The following is a 15,533-nucleotide window of genomic DNA, read 5'->3' on the forward strand; positions in this document are numbered from 1 at the left end:
GCTTATTCTCCTGCATTCGATTGATTACCCGAGCCGTCCGCCGCAAAGGCGTCGCGCAGCTGGGGGGGTAGGGCTCGGGGTTTGAAAGTGTCGGCGCGCACGGCAGCCACCAGGAATTGCCCTTCGCAAAGCAGCGTTTCATCCTTTTCCCGCCAGACCTGCTGTACGAAACGCAAGCTGGCGCGATTGAGTTCAAGGACCTGCGCGGTCACCCGCAATTCGTCATCCAGCCGCGCCGGCGCGTGATAGCGCGCTTCGCTGGAATGGACCACGAACAGCAGGTTGTCTTCAGCCAGTTGCGACTGGGAAAAGCCCAGGTGCCGCAGGCGTTCGGTGCGCGCGCGCTCCATGAATTTCAGGTAGTTGACGTAATACACCACGCCGCCCGCATCGGTATCTTCGTAATAGACGCGACACCGATGTGCGAACGGTTCGAGCTGATTTTGCGCGCGCATACTCTAGTGCTTACTCCTCAGCTTGCCAATCCGCTGTGGCAACTGTTTTTTCTTCATTAATGTCTTATTGCCAGCGCACCAGGGGCATGCCAGCGGTAGGACCACAAAAAGTCGCTTTCGATCTGTCATTCATCGCCTGGCTCGGAAAAATCGCCCCCCTCCCCCAAGCGCCCGGGGATATTCAGCCCAAAGTGCAGGTAGGCATGCCGGGTGACCACGCGGCCGCGTGGCGTGCGCATGATGTAACCCTGCTGAATCAGGTACGGCTCCAGCACATCTTCGATGGTATGACGCTCTTCGCTGATGGCTGCAGCCAGGTTGTCCACGCCCACCGGGCCGCCATCGAACTTCTCGATCATGGTCAGCAGCAGGCGACGGTCGGAATGGTCGAAACCACGCTCGTCGACATCCAGCAGGTTCAGCGCCATGTCAGCCACGGCCTTGGTGATCTGGCCCTTGCCGCGTACCTCGGCATAGTCACGCACGCGGCGCAGCAGGCGGTTGGCGATGCGCGGCGTGCCACGGGCACGGCGGGCGATCTCGTAGGCACCCTGGTCTTCGATGGCCAGGCCAAGGATGTTGGCCGAGCGGCTGACGATGGTGCTCAGATCCTTGTCGTTGTAGAACTCCAGGCGCTGGACGATACCGAAGCGGTCACGCAGCGGGTTGGTCAGCATGCCAGCACGTGTAGTAGCCCCCACCAGGGTGAAGGGTGGCAGATCGAGCTTGATAGAACGGGCTGCCGGGCCTTCGCCGATCATGATGTCGAGCTGGAAGTCCTCCATGGCCGGGTACAGCACCTCCTCGACAACAGGCGACAGGCGGTGGATTTCGTCGATGAACAGCACGTCGTGCGGCTCGAGGTTGGTCAGCATGGCTGCCAAGTCGCCGGGGCGCTCGAGAATCGGCCCCGAGGTGCTCTTCACCGACACGCCCATTTCATGGGCGATGATGTTGGCCAGGGTGGTCTTGCCCAGGCCGGGCGGGCCGAAGATCAACGTGTGGTCAAGCGACTCGCCGCGGCCGCGGGCGGCCTGGATGAACAGCGCCATCTGCTCGCGCACCACCGGCTGGCCGATGTACTCGTCCAGGCTCAGCGGGCGAATCGCACGGTCCTGGACTTCTTCGCGGTCGCGGCCACTGGCGGCGATCAGGCGGTCGGCTTCGATCACTTGGAAATCATCCCTTTCAGGCTGCGGCGGATCAGCTCTTCACTGCTCAGGCCGGCCTTGTCCTTGATCGCGGCGATTGCCTTGCTGGCTTCCTGCGGCTTGTAGCCCAGCGAGACCAGGGCACTGACTGCATCGGCCTCGGCACTGGACTCGCTGGCGACCGGTAAAGGCCCATCGGACACCAGGGTGAACATGGCCGGCGAGGTTTCCCAGGCCTTGAAACGGTCCTTGAGCTCGACCAGCAAGCGCTCGGCGGTTTTCTTGCCGACGCCCGGTACGCGCACCAAGGCTGAGGTGTCCTGGGCCTGCACGCAGCGCACCAGTTCATCCACTTCCAGCCCGGACATCAGCGCCAGGGCCAGCTTCGGCCCTACGCCGTTCAGGCGAATCAGCTCGCGGAACAGCTCGCGCTCGCGCTTTTCGGCAAAGCCGTAGAGCAAGTGGGCATCTTCGCGCACGACCAGGTGGGTATGCACCGTGACGGTTTCACCCACTTTGGGCAGACGGTACAGCGTGGTCATGGGTACTTCCAGTTCGTAACCCACGCCGTTGACGTCGATAATCAGGTGAGGCGGTTGTTTTTCCGCCAGGGTGCCGCGCAAACGTCCAATCACGTTCCGATCCTTCCTCTCGGGGAGCCGGTCAAAGACCGCTCAACCCTATCAGCAAATGCAGCGGGTGAATGTATCACCCGAACAAAATGTGTATCAGCGCATGAAGCGCTTACAGACGCAAGCGCCCGCCGCGTCGCCGCGCTGTGCTCAAGCCATGCGGCACCAGGCTGGAGCGGGTGTGGGCGTGGCACAGAGCGATGGCCAGGGCATCGGAAGCGTCGATCTGCGGTTTCTGCGTCAATTTCAGCAGGTGCATGACCATCATCATCACCTGCTCCTTGTTGGCCCCGCCCGTGCCGGCCACGGCCTGTTTGACCTGGGTGGCGCTGTACTCGGCGATCTCCAGGCCGGCCTCGGCGGCGGCGACGATAGCCGCGCCACGTGCCTGGCCAAGCTTGAGCGCCGAATCGGCGTTGCGGGCCATGAACACCCGTTCGATGCCCATGGTCACCGGGCCGTGCTGGGCAATGATTTCACTGACACCACGAAAAACAATCTGCAGCCGCTCGTGCAGCTCACCGCTGCCGGTGCGGATGCAGCCCGACGCCACGTACTCGCAACCACGGGCGGTCTGGCGTACCACGCCATAGCCGGTGATGCGCGAGCCGGGGTCGATACCTAGAATCAGAGTCATAAAGCCCGTCGAAAAAATGATGCATCTCTACAAACTGCGCCGGCCCTTTCGCGGGTAAACCCGCTCCTACAGGTACTGCACCACATTTGAAAGGGGCGTAATACCTGTAGGAGCGGGTTTACCCGCGAAAGGGCCGGCACAGGCGCTATCAAACGCTCAGAGTTGGCACAAAATGCCAAATCACCTTAGCCGAGGCTTTCCATGATCTCGTCGGAAATCTGGGCATTGGAATAGACGTTCTGCACGTCGTCCAGGTCTTCGAGCATGTCGATCAACTTGAGCACCTTTTCGGCACCGTCCTGGTCGAGCTCGGCACTGGTGGTCGGCTGCATGACGATTTCCGCGTCAGCGGCCTTGAAGCCTGCCTCTTCCAAGGCATTACGCACGGCATAGAAGCTGTTGAACGAGGTGAACACGTCGAACGAGCCGTCGTCGTTGGCGACCACGTCGTCGGCATCGGCCTCCATTGCCGCTTCCATCAACGCGTCCTCTTCCACGCCCGGGGCAAAGCTGATCTGGCCTTTGCGCTCGAACAGGTAGGCCACCGAACCGTCAGTACCCAGGTTGCCGCCACACTTGGTGAAGGCATGACGCACGGCCGCGGCGGTACGGTTGCGGTTGTCGGTCATGGCTTCGACCATGATCGCCACGCCACCCGGGCCGTAACCTTCGTAGCTAAGCTCTTCGACATTGTCGCTTTCATTGGTGCCAGCGCCACGGGCCACGGCGCGATCGATGATGTCGCGGCTCATGTTGGCGCCCAACGCCTTGTCCAGGGCCAGGCGAAGACGTGGGTTGGATGCCGGATCAGGGCCACCCTGCTTGGCAGCGACCGTCAGTTCACGGATCCACTTGGTGAAGACCTTGCCCCTCTTGGCATCCTGGCGCTCTTTGCGGTGCTTGATGTTCGCCCACTTGGAATGACCAGCCATAACGACTCCGAATCCTTTGAATCACAAACGGCCCCGCCCCATGACGGGGCGGGACGGGAAAAAACCTGCGTTGAAACGCAAAGGCGCATCCATGTGGATGCGCCCGAGGACTGCTTACTCGACCTTGGTCTGTTCACGCAGTCGGATGTGCAGCTCGCGCAGGGCCTTGGCGTCGACCATGCCAGGGGCCTGGGTCATGACGCATGCAGCGCTCTGGGTTTTCGGGAACGCGATCACTTCACGGATCGACTGGGCGCCGGTCATCAGCATGACCAGACGGTCCAGACCGAACGCCAGGCCACCGTGAGGCGGTGCCCCGAACTTCAGAGCGTCGAGCAGGAAGCCGAACTTCTCTTCCTGTTCTTCCGCCTCGATACCCAGCAGACGGAATACCGCCTGTTGCATCTCTTTACGGTGGATACGGATCGAACCGCCACCCAGCTCGGTACCGTTCAGCACCATGTCGTAGGCACGGGACAGGGCAGTGGCCGGGTTGGCCTCGAGCTCTTCCGGGGTGCACTTCGGCGCGGTGAACGGGTGGTGCAATGCAGTGAAGCTGCCGTCCTCGTTCTCTTCGAACATTGGGAAGTCGACGACCCACATCGGCGCCCACTCGCAGGTCAGCAGCTCGAAGTCGTGACCCAGACGAATACGCAGCGCACCCAGGGCTTCGCTGACCACCTTGAACTTGTCGGCACCGAAGAACACGATGTCACCGTCTACGGCGCCAACGCGGTCGAGGATGTTGTTGAGGTTGGCCTCAGGGATGTTCTTGACGATAGGCGACTGCAGGCCCTCGACGCCCTTGGCGCGCTCGTTGACCTTGATGTAGGCCAGCCCCTTGGCACCGTAGATACCGACGAACTTGGTGTACTCGTCGATTTTGCTGCGCGGCATGCTGGCACCACCTGGCAGACGCAGGGCGGTAACACGGCACTTCGGATCGTTGGCCGGGCCGGCGAACACCTTGAAGTCGACATCCTTCAACTGGTCGGCAACGTCGACCAGTTCCAGCGGAATACGCAGGTCTGGCTTGTCGGAGCCGTAGCGGCGCATGGCCTCTTCGAAGGTCATGTGCGGGAACTCGCCGAATTCCAGGTCGAGCACTTCCTTGAACAGCTTGCGGATCATGCTTTCGGTCAGGCCCATGATCTCGCTTTCATCGAGGAAACTGGTCTCGATGTCGATCTGGGTGAATTCCGGCTGACGGTCGGCACGCAGGTCTTCGTCACGGAAGCACTTGGCGATCTGGTAGTAACGGTCGAAGCCAGCGACCATCAGCAGCTGCTTGAACAGCTGTGGCGATTGCGGCAGGGCGAAGAAGCTACCGGCGTGGGTACGGCTTGGCACCAGGTAGTCGCGCGCGCCTTCCGGGGTGGCACGGGTGAGAATCGGGGTTTCGACGTCGAGGAAGCCGTTTTCGTCGAGGAAGCGACGGATGCTGCTGGTGATGCGCGAGCGCAGGCGCAGCTTGTCGGCCATTTCCGGGCGACGCAGATCGATGAAGCGGTAACGCAGGCGGGTCTCCTCGCCGACGTCGGAGTATTCGTTCAGGGGGAACGGCGGGGTTTCCGCTTCGTTGAGCACGTTCAGCTGGTAGCCGAGGATCTCGATGGCACCGGAAGCCATGTTGGCATTCACTGCACCCTCAGGACGCTTGCGGACCTTGCCGGTGATCTGCACGACGTATTCGCTGCGCACACGGTCGGCGGCAGCGAAGGTTTCGGCGCGATCCGGGTCGAACACGACCTGGGCCATGCCTTCGCGGTCACGGATGTCGAGGAAGATCACCCCGCCGTGGTCGCGGCGACGATGGACCCAGCCGCAAAGGGTGACTTCCTGGCCGTCCAGGCTCTCGTTCAGTTGGCCGCAATAATGGCTGCGCATCATGATGGTGGTTTCGCTTCTCGTGATTCGTGTATTCGGTGGAGGCCTTGGCCGCCCGGAGGGCTAATACTGCAAGACCCGGTCACAGCATTCAACTCAGTCGGCCTTGTCGCCGCCTGCCAGATTCTTTTTCGCCCCGGTCTTGAAGTCGGTTTCGTACCAACCGTTACCGCTCAGGCGAAAGCCTGGCACCGACAGCAGCTTTTTCAGTGCCGGCGCCTGACAGGCCGGGCAATCGGTCAGCGGCGCGGCGCTGATCTTCTGCAGCACTTCCATGCGGTGCTCGCAGGACGCACATTGATAGTCATAAAGGGGCATGGGTGTCTCTCGTCAACCATAACGCTGGCTGCCGGGGGGCAGCAAAAAGCGGGATTATATATGGTTAGCAAGCACTGCGCAGCCCGCCTGGCGATCAGCGCGCACTTGGCGGGTCCTGCAGCCACGCCACGCAGATTACCCGGATCAGCCCGCTGAAATTGCGCACTCCGCCCTGGCGCAGGTGCACCTCACGGTCCACGTAGGACAACACGGCACTGACCGAGCAACGGTTGGCGGCGGCGATGCGCTCAAGGATACCCCAGTAGACAGCCTCCAGGCGCAGACAGGTAGAAAAGCCGTTGAGCCGCACGGAACGTGACACCGGCTGCGTCTGCAACATGTCGAAGTCCGCCTTGAACGGGTCAATACACTGTTTTCCTGGCCAGCTGCCCTGGCCAGCCCTACGCTTGCTCGCTTGCATCATGCGCCACACTTCCTCGTCACAGGTACCAGGTGACCTATGAAGCGCTGACGGGCGAGCTTAAAGCAGCGGCAAAATGTTCCTTCGCAAATACCAGATTGCCAGGCGGAGCCTGTGGGAGCAGAAAATGCGGTGAATGGCACCGGCTACGCCGGTGTTCGCGGGCGTGCCCGCTCCCACAGGGGTTGCGCAAGCTTTCCGCCTTGAGCAACGGTTACTTGCCGTCGAGCAGTACCCGCAGCATCCAGGCGGTTTTCTCGTGTACCTGCATGCGCTGCGTCAGCAGGTCGGCGGTCGGCTCGTCACTGACCTTGTCCACCACAGGGAAAATGCTGCGCGCAGTGCGTACCACGGCCTCCTGCCCCTGAACCAACTGGCGGATCATCTCGTCTGCCGGGGGGACGCCTTCCTCCTCCTTGATCGACGAGTGCCGTGCATAGAATGCATACGAACCCGGTGCAGGGAAGCCCAAGGCACGGATGCGCTCGGCGATCGAATCGACTGCCAGCGCCAGTTCGTTGTACTGCTCTTCGAACATCAGGTGCAAGGTGCGGAACGACGGGCCGGTGACGTTCCAGTGAAAGTTATGGGTTTTCAGATACAGCACGTAGGTATCCGACAACAGGCGGGACAGCCCATCGACGATGGACTTGCGATCTTCTTCACTGATACCGATATCGATTGCCATGAAGCTCCCCTTTCCATAAGGCTTGAGACTCAAGCGGTCGCCGACCACTGTAGCAACACTTGTCGCATGCCGCATGTGACATGGCGCAATACATCGCCCACTGGGCGGCCTGCGGTTTGAGTAGGCTGCAGCTTTACTGTTAAATAGGCACAGTGCCACCCGTGCGGATTGTCATTGCCGGGTGCATAGGCTGGCCTGCCACGTGTTCGCGCCCTATATCTCATGCGCACCGTGCTGCCAGCTCTTCCTGTGATCGGCCTTATCAACAGTGAGCCAACCCCATGTTCAAGATCGTCCATCTGGTGACGGGCGTGGCAGCTTTGCTGCTATCGCTCATACCCAGCCTGAAAACCGATGCGACACCCTTCCTGCAACAACCCGACGCGGTCTACCTGGCCCTGCTCGGCCTGCTCAACCTTGTGCTGGCCCCGGTCGTGCCGCTGTATCATCGCGGCGCGCGACAACAACTGCAGCACCTGGCCTGCGCCCTGCTGGTAGTCGCCGTCGTGCTGCAGACCCTGACGCTACTGGCCCGCCCCGAAATGGGCAACCTGGCAGCCCTGGTGTGTGCGGCGCTGGCCGTGGCCGTGCATCTGGCCGTGGGCTTTGCCCGCAGCCCGCGCAAGGCACGCGGCACTCAACACGTGACACAAGATGCTGGCAACCGTGATACCGGCACCGTCAAATGGTTCAACACATCGAAAGGCTTTGGTTTCATCTCCCGAGACTCGGGCGATGACATCTTCGTGCACTTTCGGGCCATCCGCGGTGAGGGCCACCGCATTCTGGTCGAAGGCCAGCGCGTGGAGTTTTCGGTGATGCACCGCGACAAGGGCCTGCAGGCCGAAGACGTGGTTGCAGTAAACCGCCGTTGACCAACGGCTGACCGGCCGACGCTATCAACGGCAAACCAGCGTCCACAAGGGCCGTGCTGCCCCTGAAGGCAGCATCATACCTGTGGGGGCTGGCTTGCCGGCGATAGCAGCCTGGAACAACTCAATAATGAGGAGGCGGGGCCTCTTCCCCTTCGCTGCCATACTGGCCAACCATCTCTTCATGACGCTTGATCAGCTCGGCCATCTGCAATTGCAGCCGCTCGATCACCCGCGCTTGCTCCACCACCACGTCATTCAGCGCCTGGATAGCGTCATCCTGAAACGCCTGACGGGTTTCCAGTTCGACCATCCGCATTTCCAGTGTCATCTCAGGCCTCTTGGTATCCAGCAAGTTGTAGCCCGCGCAGGCGCTGGCGAACAGCTTGCAGTTGATCATCGGTGTAGCCCACAGGCGCACACTTGCCCCATACCGGTGCCGGCCATGCGGCGTCGTCGCGCTGGCGCACAATCACATGCATGTGCAACTGGCTGACCACGTTGCCCAACGTAGCCACGTTCATCTTGTCGGCCCCATAGCTGGCCTTCAACGCCTCTGCCAACAAGGTGGTTTCCTGCCACAACTGCTGTTGCTCTGCCACATCCAGCTCGAACAGCTCACTGATACCAGCGCGCTTGGGCACCAGAATGAACCATGGGTAATTGGCATCCTTGCTCAGCAGCAACTGGCACAGCGGAAACTCTCCCAACACCAGCGAATCCTGCTGCAAACGCGAATCGAGGACGAACACGGCATATCTCCTTCAGGCAATACCATCCCGCTTCAGGCGGAAAACAGGCCAGCAAGGATACCTTGCACACTCCCGGTAACACAGCGCTACTTTTCGCACCAAAATGAGGCCACCTGCCCGCCTTCCCCACACTGACCACCCCACAAACGATGCTGGATGAACAAGTTGCGGTAACACTTTGACTCTAAAGGCAAGTTTTTAATTTCTAATGATTCTCGATCGCATAAATCACACAAGCAGCCTTCGTCCCGCATTTACGGGACTTTCCGACCCTCGGTAGCAGGTTTTGTGAAAATTTCATGAACTGTTGCGAATTTTGAGCACGCTTGTTGCATTCCCTTCACGCCAAGTCGGCACGACATCTGCAGTAGCAGGTGTACGCGACAAATAACAACAGCGACATGGGTTACCAGGGAGTTTCCTCAACCGGAATCGGCGGTTACAGATTCGTTACGGTGCCAGGAACAGCGCTGAGGTTATACGGCCCCTGAACCGGGGCGTGATTTGCGACATGGAAATACTTAAAAGCGACACGGTGAAAAAGTTCCGCAAAGAGTGCTTATAGCCATATCGCCAACAACAGTCTGCGTGCTATACATTTTCGCCGACATAAAAAGAAAGAGCTGCCCCATATAACTAAAAGACTTGGACGCAGCGGTACTCTTCCTAAAAACCAAAGGAGCAAATCACGATGCGCGTGATGAAGTGGAGCATGATCGCCCTGGCCGTTTCGGCAGGGACCTCGCAGTTGGCAATGGCCTCGGCACAGGACGAGTCCAAAGGTTTCATCGAAGACAGCAAGCTGAGCGTCAAGACCCGCATGCTGTACTTTAGCCGTGACTTCCGTAACAACGCGCCTGGCTCCCAGAGCCGCGTTGAAGAAACCGGCCTTGGCTTCCTCGGCACCTTCGAATCGGGCTTCACCCAAGGCACCGTAGGCTTCGGTGTCGACGCCATCGGCATGCTGGGCCTCAAGCTGGACAGCGGCAAAGGCCGCGCCGGCACCGGCCTGTTCCCGACAGGTGCCGACGGTCGCTCGCAAGACGACTACTCCGAAGGCGGCGGCGCAGTGAAAATGCGCATTTCCAACACCGTGCTCAAGTTCGGCGACCAGTTCACCGCCCTGCCAGTACTGGCTACCGACGACAGCCGACTGCTGCCGGAAGTGGCTGAAGGCGGCCTGATCACCAGCAACGAAATCGATGGCCTGACCCTGCATGCCGGTCACTTCACCGCACTCAACGCCCAGGCTCAGACCTACCACGACAGCCTGAACCTGACTGAAGCCAACGTCTTTGGTGGCACCTACGCCATTACCGACAGCCTCAGCACCAGCGTCTACTACTCGCGTATCGAAGATCACTTCCGCAAGTGGTACGGCAACATCAACTGGGCGCTGCCGATCAGCGACAAGCAAGGCCTGGTGTTCGACTTCAACATCTATGACACCAAGTCGATTGGCAACAACCTGACCGGCGCCTACGTCAGCAAGTCCGACGGCACCAATGAGCTGGACAACATCGCAGCCAGCCTGTCGGCCGCTTACAACGTTGGCGCCCACACCTTCACCCTGGCCTACCAGAAAGTCAGCGGCGACGGTGATTACGCTTACGGCGTGGACGGTGGCGGCACCGTCTTCCTGGCCAACTCCGTTGCCCGTTCCGACTTCAACGCCGAAGACGAAAAATCCTGGCAAGCGCGCTACGACCTGAACTTCGCCGAGTTCGGTGTACCTGGCCTGACCTTCATGACCCGCTACGTTAGCGGTACCGGTGCCACCACCCGCACCACCGACAGCGGCAAGGAATGGGAACGCGACATCGACGTCAAGTACGTGATGCAGAGCGGCCCGGCCAAGGACCTGAGCTTCCGCGTACGTCAGGCCACCTACCGTTCGGGCGATGGCGTGTACTACGGTTCCCCATCGATCGACGAACTGCGCCTGATCGTGGAGTACCCGCTGAGCATCCTGTAAGCCTGGCTTGCAGTGCCCCGCACCTGAAAAAGCCCGGCAATCACGCCGGGCTTTTTCTTGGCTGACAAGTGTCACGCCCTGGGGCATCCTGTACGCCTTCGTTTCCCCCCCGTACAATACGGGGCTATTTCAACGTCTTAGGCAATCGACACGGCTAACCATGCGCACCAGTCAATATTTGCTCGCCACCCAGAAAGAAACCCCTGCCGACGCAGTGGTCATCAGCCATCAGCTCATGCTGCGTGCCGGCATGATCCGCAAACTGGCCTCCGGCCTGTACACCTGGCTGCCGATGGGCTTGCGGGTAATGCGCAAGGTCGAAGCCGTGGTGCGTGAGGAAATGAACGCCGCCGGCGCCCTGGAAGTGCTGATGCCGAGCATCCAGCCCGCCGAGCTGTGGCAGGAATCCGGTCGCTGGGAACAATACGGCCCTGAGCTGCTGCGCCTGAAAGACCGCCACCAGCGTGACTTCTGCGTCGGCCCTACCCACGAAGAAGTGATCACCGACCTGGCCCGTAACGAGCTGTCCAGCTATAAACAGCTGCCGCTCAACCTGTACCAGATCCAGACCAAGTTCCGTGACGAGATCCGCCCGCGCTTCGGCCTGATGCGTGGCCGCGAGTTCATCATGAAGGACGCCTACTCGTTCCATGCCGACCAGGCTTCCCTGCAGGAAACCTATGATCGCATGCACCAGGCGTACACCAATGTGTTCACCCGCCTGGGCCTGGACTTCCGCCCAGTGCAGGCCGATACCGGCTCGATCGGTGGCAGCTACTCGCACGAGTTCCACGTGCTGGCCGAGTCTGGCGAAGATGACGTGATCTTCAGCGACAGCTCCGACTACGCCGCCAACATCGAGAAGGCCGAAGCCATCCCGCGTGAAACCGTACGCCCTGCCCCTACCGAGGAGCTGCGCCTGGTCGACACCCCGAATGCCAAGACCATCGCCCAGTTGGTGGAAAACCACGGCCTGCCGATCGAAAAGACCGTCAAGACCCTGATCGTACGCGGTGCCGAAGAGGGCAAGCTGATTGCCCTGATCGTCCGTGGCGACCACGAACTGAACGAAATCAAGGCCACCAAGCTGGAACAGGTTGCCGACCCGCTGGTCATGGCCACCGAAGCCGAACTGCGCGACGCCATTGGCGCCGGCGCCGGCTCGCTCGGCCCGCTCAACCTGCCACTGGAAATCATCATCGACCGCTCGGTTGCCCTGATGAGCGACTTCGGCATTGGCGCCAACATCGACGACAAGCACTACTTCGGTGTGAACTGGGAGCGCGACCTGCCGGTTCCACAAGTCGCCGACCTGCGTAACGTGGTCGAGGGCGACCCGAGCCCTGACGGCCAGGGCACCCTGGTTATCAAGCGCGGCATCGAAGTGGGCCACATCTTCCAGCTGGGTACCAAGTACAGCGAGGCGCTGAAGTGCCAGGTGCTGGGCGAGAACGGCAAGCCGGTCGTGCTGTCGATGGGTTGCTACGGCATTGGCGTGTCCCGTGTGGTTGCAGCTGCCATCGAGCAGAGCTATGACGACAAGGGCATCATCTGGAACGACGCCCTGGCGCCATTCCAGATTGCCCTTGTCCCACTGCGCTACGAAACCGACGTGGTCCGCGAAGCAACCGACAAGCTGTATGCCGAACTGACTGCCGCCGGCTATGAAGTGCTGCTGGACGACCGCGACAAGAAGACCAGCCCAGGCATCAAGTTTGCCGACATGGAGCTGATCGGTATCCCGCACCGCATCGTCGTCAGCGATCGCGGCCTGGCCGAAGGCAACCTGGAGTACAAGCACCGCACCGAGCAGGACGCCCAGGCGTTGCCGCTCAATGAAGTGCTGACCTTCCTGCAGGCCCGCGTTCGCCGCTGATAACCAATGCACGAGTGATCATGTACAAGCGAAGTACCTTTACCCTTGGGGGCGCCGCACTGTGCGGCGCCCTGCTCGTCAGCGGCTGCGCCAACCAGATGTCCCAGCGCAGCGACCATGAGGAGCGCGTCGAGCGCAAACTGCTCGAGCACACCCTGCAGATCGATGTCGGCGAGCCGAAGGTGATGGAGCTTCCGCAGCGACGTGTGCGCGTGCATGAGCAAAAGCGCTTCGAAGTCACCGAATTCGAAGTGACCCGTCGCTATGACCGCTACACGCCTTACCAACCCTGGCGGGAGATCTATGAGATCCCGCTGGGTGCAGTGGCCGTGGTGGCGGGAGTCGGCGCCAATGTGGTCAACGTCTTCGCCTTGGGTAACCTGCCGCAAAGTATCACCCACGACTGGCTCAGCTATGGCGTGGATGGGCTCAACCCGTTCATGAACGTGCCATCCAACGGCCGCGCCCAGCAGAACCTGGCCGGGATCAGCGAAGTGCAGAAAGGCAAGCGCGAGGAATCCATCAGCCTGCCCTGGAGCGAGCGCCTGGTCGAGGTCAAGGCCGGCAAGATGACCCACGAGCTGACCACCGACCGCAACGGCGTGCTGCGCCTGAACCTGCTCGACAGCCCGTTCTCCGAGCAGAACCTCAACCACGTCGGCACCCTGCACCTGCAAGTACTTGACGAGGACAATGCGGTACGAGGCGATGCCAGCCTGTTGGTCAGCGCCACCCTGCGCAATAAGCTGCTCGAAGCCCATGAGCTGATCTTCGATGACCTCGAAGATGATGATGTCGGCCAGTGGGTGCACCGGGTCAAGCGCCTGTCCGAACTGGGCCTTGAAGAGGAAGCCAGTGAAATGGAACAGAGCCTGATCGAGCTGACCCGCAACGATCCGGAGCTGCAGCAGGAATTCTTGCAGTCGCTGACCAAGGCCACTGGCCGGTTGGTGGCTGATCCAGGCGTGCATTGACAGAAAGGGCTGCATTGCAGCCCCTTTCATTTGGACGGGAACAGCTCCAGCTGTTCATGCGCGCCCCGCAAGTCACGCAACCTCACCCCTACCCCTAGCAAGCGTACCGGCTTGCCGCCACGGGCGAACGCCTGCCCCAGCAATTGCCGATAACTCTCCAGGTCCCGGCCCGCCCCGGCCTGCTCCATGGTGGTCTGGCTGAAGTCATGGAACTTGACCTTGACGAACGGTTTGTCTGGCCGGTAACTGCTGTCCATTCGGGCGATGCGTTCGTTCAGGCTAGCCAGCAGCTCTGGCAGCCGCGCCAGGCAACTGGCCAGGTCTGGCAGGTCGGTGTCGTAGGTGTTTTCCACACTCACCGACTGGCGTCGGCTGTCGTTATGCACCGCACGCTCATCGATCCCACGCGCCAACCCCCACAACCGCTCGCCAAAACTGCCGAACTCGCGCACCAATGCCAGCCGTGACCACTCACGCAAATGCAGGCAGGTTTCGATGCCCAGCCGCGTCAGTTTGTCGGCCGTCACCTTGCCCACCCCATGCAACCTGGCCACCGGCAAGGCTGCAACGAACGTTTCCACTTCATTTGGGGTAATCACGAACAGCCCATTGGGTTTGCGCCAGTCACTGGCGATCTTGGCCAGAAACTTGTTAGGCGCCACGCCAGCCGACACAGTGATATGCAGGGTGCGGGCAACACGCCGGCGAATATCTTCGGCAATGCGCGTGGCGCTGCCCGAATACCACTGGCTGTCGCTTACATCCAGATAGGCTTCGTCCAGGGACAAAGGCTCGATGAGCTCTGTGTAGTCGCGAAAGATCGTGTGGATTTCCCGCGAGGCCTCACGGTAGGCCTCGAAGCGCGGCTTGACGATCAACAGGTCGGGGCAAAGCTTCAGCGCATGCCGCGATGACATGGCCGAGCGCACGCCATAGGCACGTGCTTCATAGTTGCAGGTGGCGATTACCCCGCGATGGTCGGGCGAGCCCCCCACCGCCATGGGGCGACCGGCCAGGCGCGGGTCGTCACGCATCTCGATCGCAGCGTAGAAACAATCGCAGTCGACGTGGATGATCTTGCGCAAGGACATGGACGACCGTCAGCACTGTAAATTCATACAGATAGTATCGCATGCGCCCTGCTCTGAAACAGCTCACCTGCTTTGCTACACGATAATCGGCCTGAAAGCCCCGCCGTGACTGAGCTGTACACGGCCATGAAGCGCTAAGGGTTTGAACAAAAAAGGTTTTTCCAAAACAATTGCTTGACATCAGTGCGTAAATCCGTAGAATTCGATCTCACAGGCGCGGGATGGAGCAGCCTGGTAGCTCGTCGGGCTCATAACCCGAAGGTCGTCGGTTCAAATCCGGCTCCCGCAACCAGATTCGAGAAAAGGCCACTGTTAACGCAGTGGCCTTTTTCTTTGCCCGTTAAAAAGCTTTTTCGAAAAAACATCGACAAATCAAAGCCTAGCGCTTGACATATAAACTACACGCTGTAGAATCCGCCCCACTGACGCGGGATGGAGCAGCCTGGTAGCTCGTCGGGCTCATAACCCGAAGGTCGTCGGTTCAAATCCGGCTCCCGCAACCAGATTCAAGAAAAGGCCACTGTTAACACAGTGGCCTTTTTCTTTGCCTGCTGATAAGCATTTTCGAAAAAACTTCGACAAATCAAAGCCTAGCGCTTGACATACACACTACACACTGTAGAATCCGCCCCACTGACGCGGGATGGAGCAGCCTGGTAGCTCGTCGGGCTCATAACCCGAAGGTCGTCGGTTCAAATCCGGCTCCCGCAACCATATTCGTCAGAACAAACCCCGCCTGTGTAATGCAGCGCGGGGTTTGTTGCTTTATGCCTCCCTGATTTTTGTCGCCTCGACTTTCCCTACCCTCATGCCAACCCGCAGGCTTGAGGTGTCGTGCCCAGGATGAACTATCTTTAACCCTGCCAAGCCGC

Annotated in this window: 16 protein-coding genes and 3 tRNA genes; 7 read left to right on the forward strand and 12 right to left on the reverse strand. The window is 60.4% G+C overall.

All coding sequences use genetic code 11. The features are described from left to right. Positions 1-2 precede the first annotated feature (2 nt). From ybgC to ACF8FG_RS01645, 9 genes are all read right to left on the reverse strand, one after another. Complete coding sequence (gene ybgC, locus ACF8FG_RS01605; RefSeq protein ID WP_003254764.1) at positions 3-455, reverse strand: tol-pal system-associated acyl-CoA thioesterase; 453 nt, start codon at positions 453-455, stop codon at positions 3-5. Between the two features lie 125 nt (positions 456-580). After that, on the reverse strand, positions 581-1,627 hold the full coding sequence (gene ruvB, locus ACF8FG_RS01610; RefSeq protein ID WP_003254766.1) for a Holliday junction branch migration DNA helicase RuvB: 1,047 nt from the start codon (positions 1,625-1,627) through the stop codon (positions 581-583). Next, positions 1,624-2,241, reverse strand: a complete 618-nt coding sequence (gene ruvA / locus ACF8FG_RS01615; RefSeq protein ID WP_003254768.1) for a Holliday junction branch migration protein RuvA — start codon at positions 2,239-2,241, stop codon at positions 1,624-1,626. The genes ruvB and ruvA overlap by 4 nt, the downstream gene beginning before the upstream one ends. A gap of 109 nt (positions 2,242-2,350) precedes the next feature. Beyond that, entirely contained in the window at positions 2,351-2,875 is a 525-nt protein-coding gene (gene ruvC / locus ACF8FG_RS01620) for a crossover junction endodeoxyribonuclease RuvC (protein WP_003254769.1), read from the reverse strand. A 185-nt stretch (positions 2,876-3,060) separates the two neighbouring features. Next, a complete protein-coding gene (locus tag ACF8FG_RS01625) occupies positions 3,061-3,807 on the reverse strand; it encodes a YebC/PmpR family DNA-binding transcriptional regulator (RefSeq protein ID WP_014589996.1) in 747 nt (248 codons plus the stop codon). 114 nt (positions 3,808-3,921) lie between these two features. Further along, on the reverse strand, positions 3,922-5,697 hold the full coding sequence (aspS, locus tag ACF8FG_RS01630) for an aspartate--tRNA ligase (protein ID WP_004575741.1): 1,776 nt from the start codon (positions 5,695-5,697) through the stop codon (positions 3,922-3,924). Positions 5,698-5,790: 93 nt separating this feature from the next. Next, positions 5,791-6,012 carry an FmdB family zinc ribbon protein gene (locus ACF8FG_RS01635; protein WP_003254776.1) on the reverse strand — a complete coding sequence of 74 codons (222 nt, stop codon included), beginning with the start codon at positions 6,010-6,012 and terminating at the stop codon, positions 5,791-5,793. 94 nt (positions 6,013-6,106) lie between these two features. Beyond that, positions 6,107-6,436 carry a ribbon-helix-helix domain-containing protein gene (locus tag ACF8FG_RS01640; protein ID WP_014589995.1) on the reverse strand — a complete coding sequence of 110 codons (330 nt, stop codon included), beginning with the start codon at positions 6,434-6,436 and terminating at the stop codon, positions 6,107-6,109. Positions 6,437-6,647: 211 nt separating this feature from the next. Continuing rightward, positions 6,648-7,121 carry a Dps family protein gene (locus ACF8FG_RS01645; protein WP_003254783.1) on the reverse strand — a complete coding sequence of 158 codons (474 nt, stop codon included), beginning with the start codon at positions 7,119-7,121 and terminating at the stop codon, positions 6,648-6,650. Between the two features lie 281 nt (positions 7,122-7,402). Between ACF8FG_RS01645 and ACF8FG_RS01650 the strand changes: the two genes are divergently transcribed. Beyond that, the gene (locus tag ACF8FG_RS01650; protein ID WP_014589994.1) at positions 7,403-7,996 is read left to right on the forward strand and encodes a cold-shock protein; all 594 of its coding nucleotides are present in this window, start codon (positions 7,403-7,405) and stop codon (positions 7,994-7,996) included. A gap of 121 nt (positions 7,997-8,117) precedes the next feature. Here ACF8FG_RS01650 and ACF8FG_RS01655 read toward each other — a convergent pair whose 3' ends face one another. Further along, the gene (locus ACF8FG_RS01655; protein ID WP_012051473.1) at positions 8,118-8,324 is read right to left on the reverse strand and encodes a SlyX family protein; all 207 of its coding nucleotides are present in this window, start codon (positions 8,322-8,324) and stop codon (positions 8,118-8,120) included. 1 nt (position 8,325) lies between these two features. Next, positions 8,326-8,745 carry an HIT domain-containing protein gene (locus ACF8FG_RS01660; RefSeq protein WP_014589992.1) on the reverse strand — a complete coding sequence of 140 codons (420 nt, stop codon included), beginning with the start codon at positions 8,743-8,745 and terminating at the stop codon, positions 8,326-8,328. A gap of 691 nt (positions 8,746-9,436) precedes the next feature. Here ACF8FG_RS01660 and ACF8FG_RS01665 point away from each other — a divergent pair. The 3 genes from ACF8FG_RS01665 to ACF8FG_RS01675 all read left to right on the forward strand — a co-directional run bounded on the left by ACF8FG_RS01665 (position 9,437) and on the right by ACF8FG_RS01675 (position 13,570). Beyond that, entirely contained in the window at positions 9,437-10,720 is a 1,284-nt protein-coding gene (locus ACF8FG_RS01665; RefSeq protein ID WP_019438836.1) for an OprD family porin, read from the forward strand. Between the two features lie 160 nt (positions 10,721-10,880). Then, positions 10,881-12,596 (forward strand): proline--tRNA ligase, encoded by a 1,716-nt coding sequence (locus ACF8FG_RS01670; RefSeq protein ID WP_014589990.1) that lies wholly within the window; start codon positions 10,881-10,883, stop codon positions 12,594-12,596. Between the two features lie 20 nt (positions 12,597-12,616). After that, entirely contained in the window at positions 12,617-13,570 is a 954-nt protein-coding gene (locus ACF8FG_RS01675; RefSeq protein ID WP_014589989.1) for a hypothetical protein, read from the forward strand. A 26-nt stretch (positions 13,571-13,596) separates the two neighbouring features. On the opposite strand, the gene dinB is transcribed toward ACF8FG_RS01675, so the two are convergent. Next, on the reverse strand, positions 13,597-14,655 hold the full coding sequence (dinB, locus tag ACF8FG_RS01680) for a DNA polymerase IV (RefSeq protein WP_162470265.1): 1,059 nt from the start codon (positions 14,653-14,655) through the stop codon (positions 13,597-13,599). Between the two features lie 221 nt (positions 14,656-14,876). Here dinB and ACF8FG_RS01685 point away from each other — a divergent pair. The 3 genes from ACF8FG_RS01685 to ACF8FG_RS01695 all read left to right on the forward strand — a co-directional run bounded on the left by ACF8FG_RS01685 (position 14,877) and on the right by ACF8FG_RS01695 (position 15,375). Continuing rightward, positions 14,877-14,953: transfer RNA gene (locus ACF8FG_RS01685), tRNA-Met, on the forward strand. A 134-nt stretch (positions 14,954-15,087) separates the two neighbouring features. Continuing rightward, positions 15,088-15,164, forward strand: a tRNA-Met gene (locus ACF8FG_RS01690). A 134-nt stretch (positions 15,165-15,298) separates the two neighbouring features. Beyond that, positions 15,299-15,375: transfer RNA gene (locus tag ACF8FG_RS01695), tRNA-Met, on the forward strand. Positions 15,376-15,533 lie beyond the last annotated feature (158 nt).

The sequence above is a fragment of the Pseudomonas sp. YQ_6 genome, from assembly GCF_043103245.1.
Classification (GTDB): Bacteria; Pseudomonadota; Gammaproteobacteria; order Pseudomonadales; family Pseudomonadaceae; genus Aquipseudomonas; species Aquipseudomonas alloputida.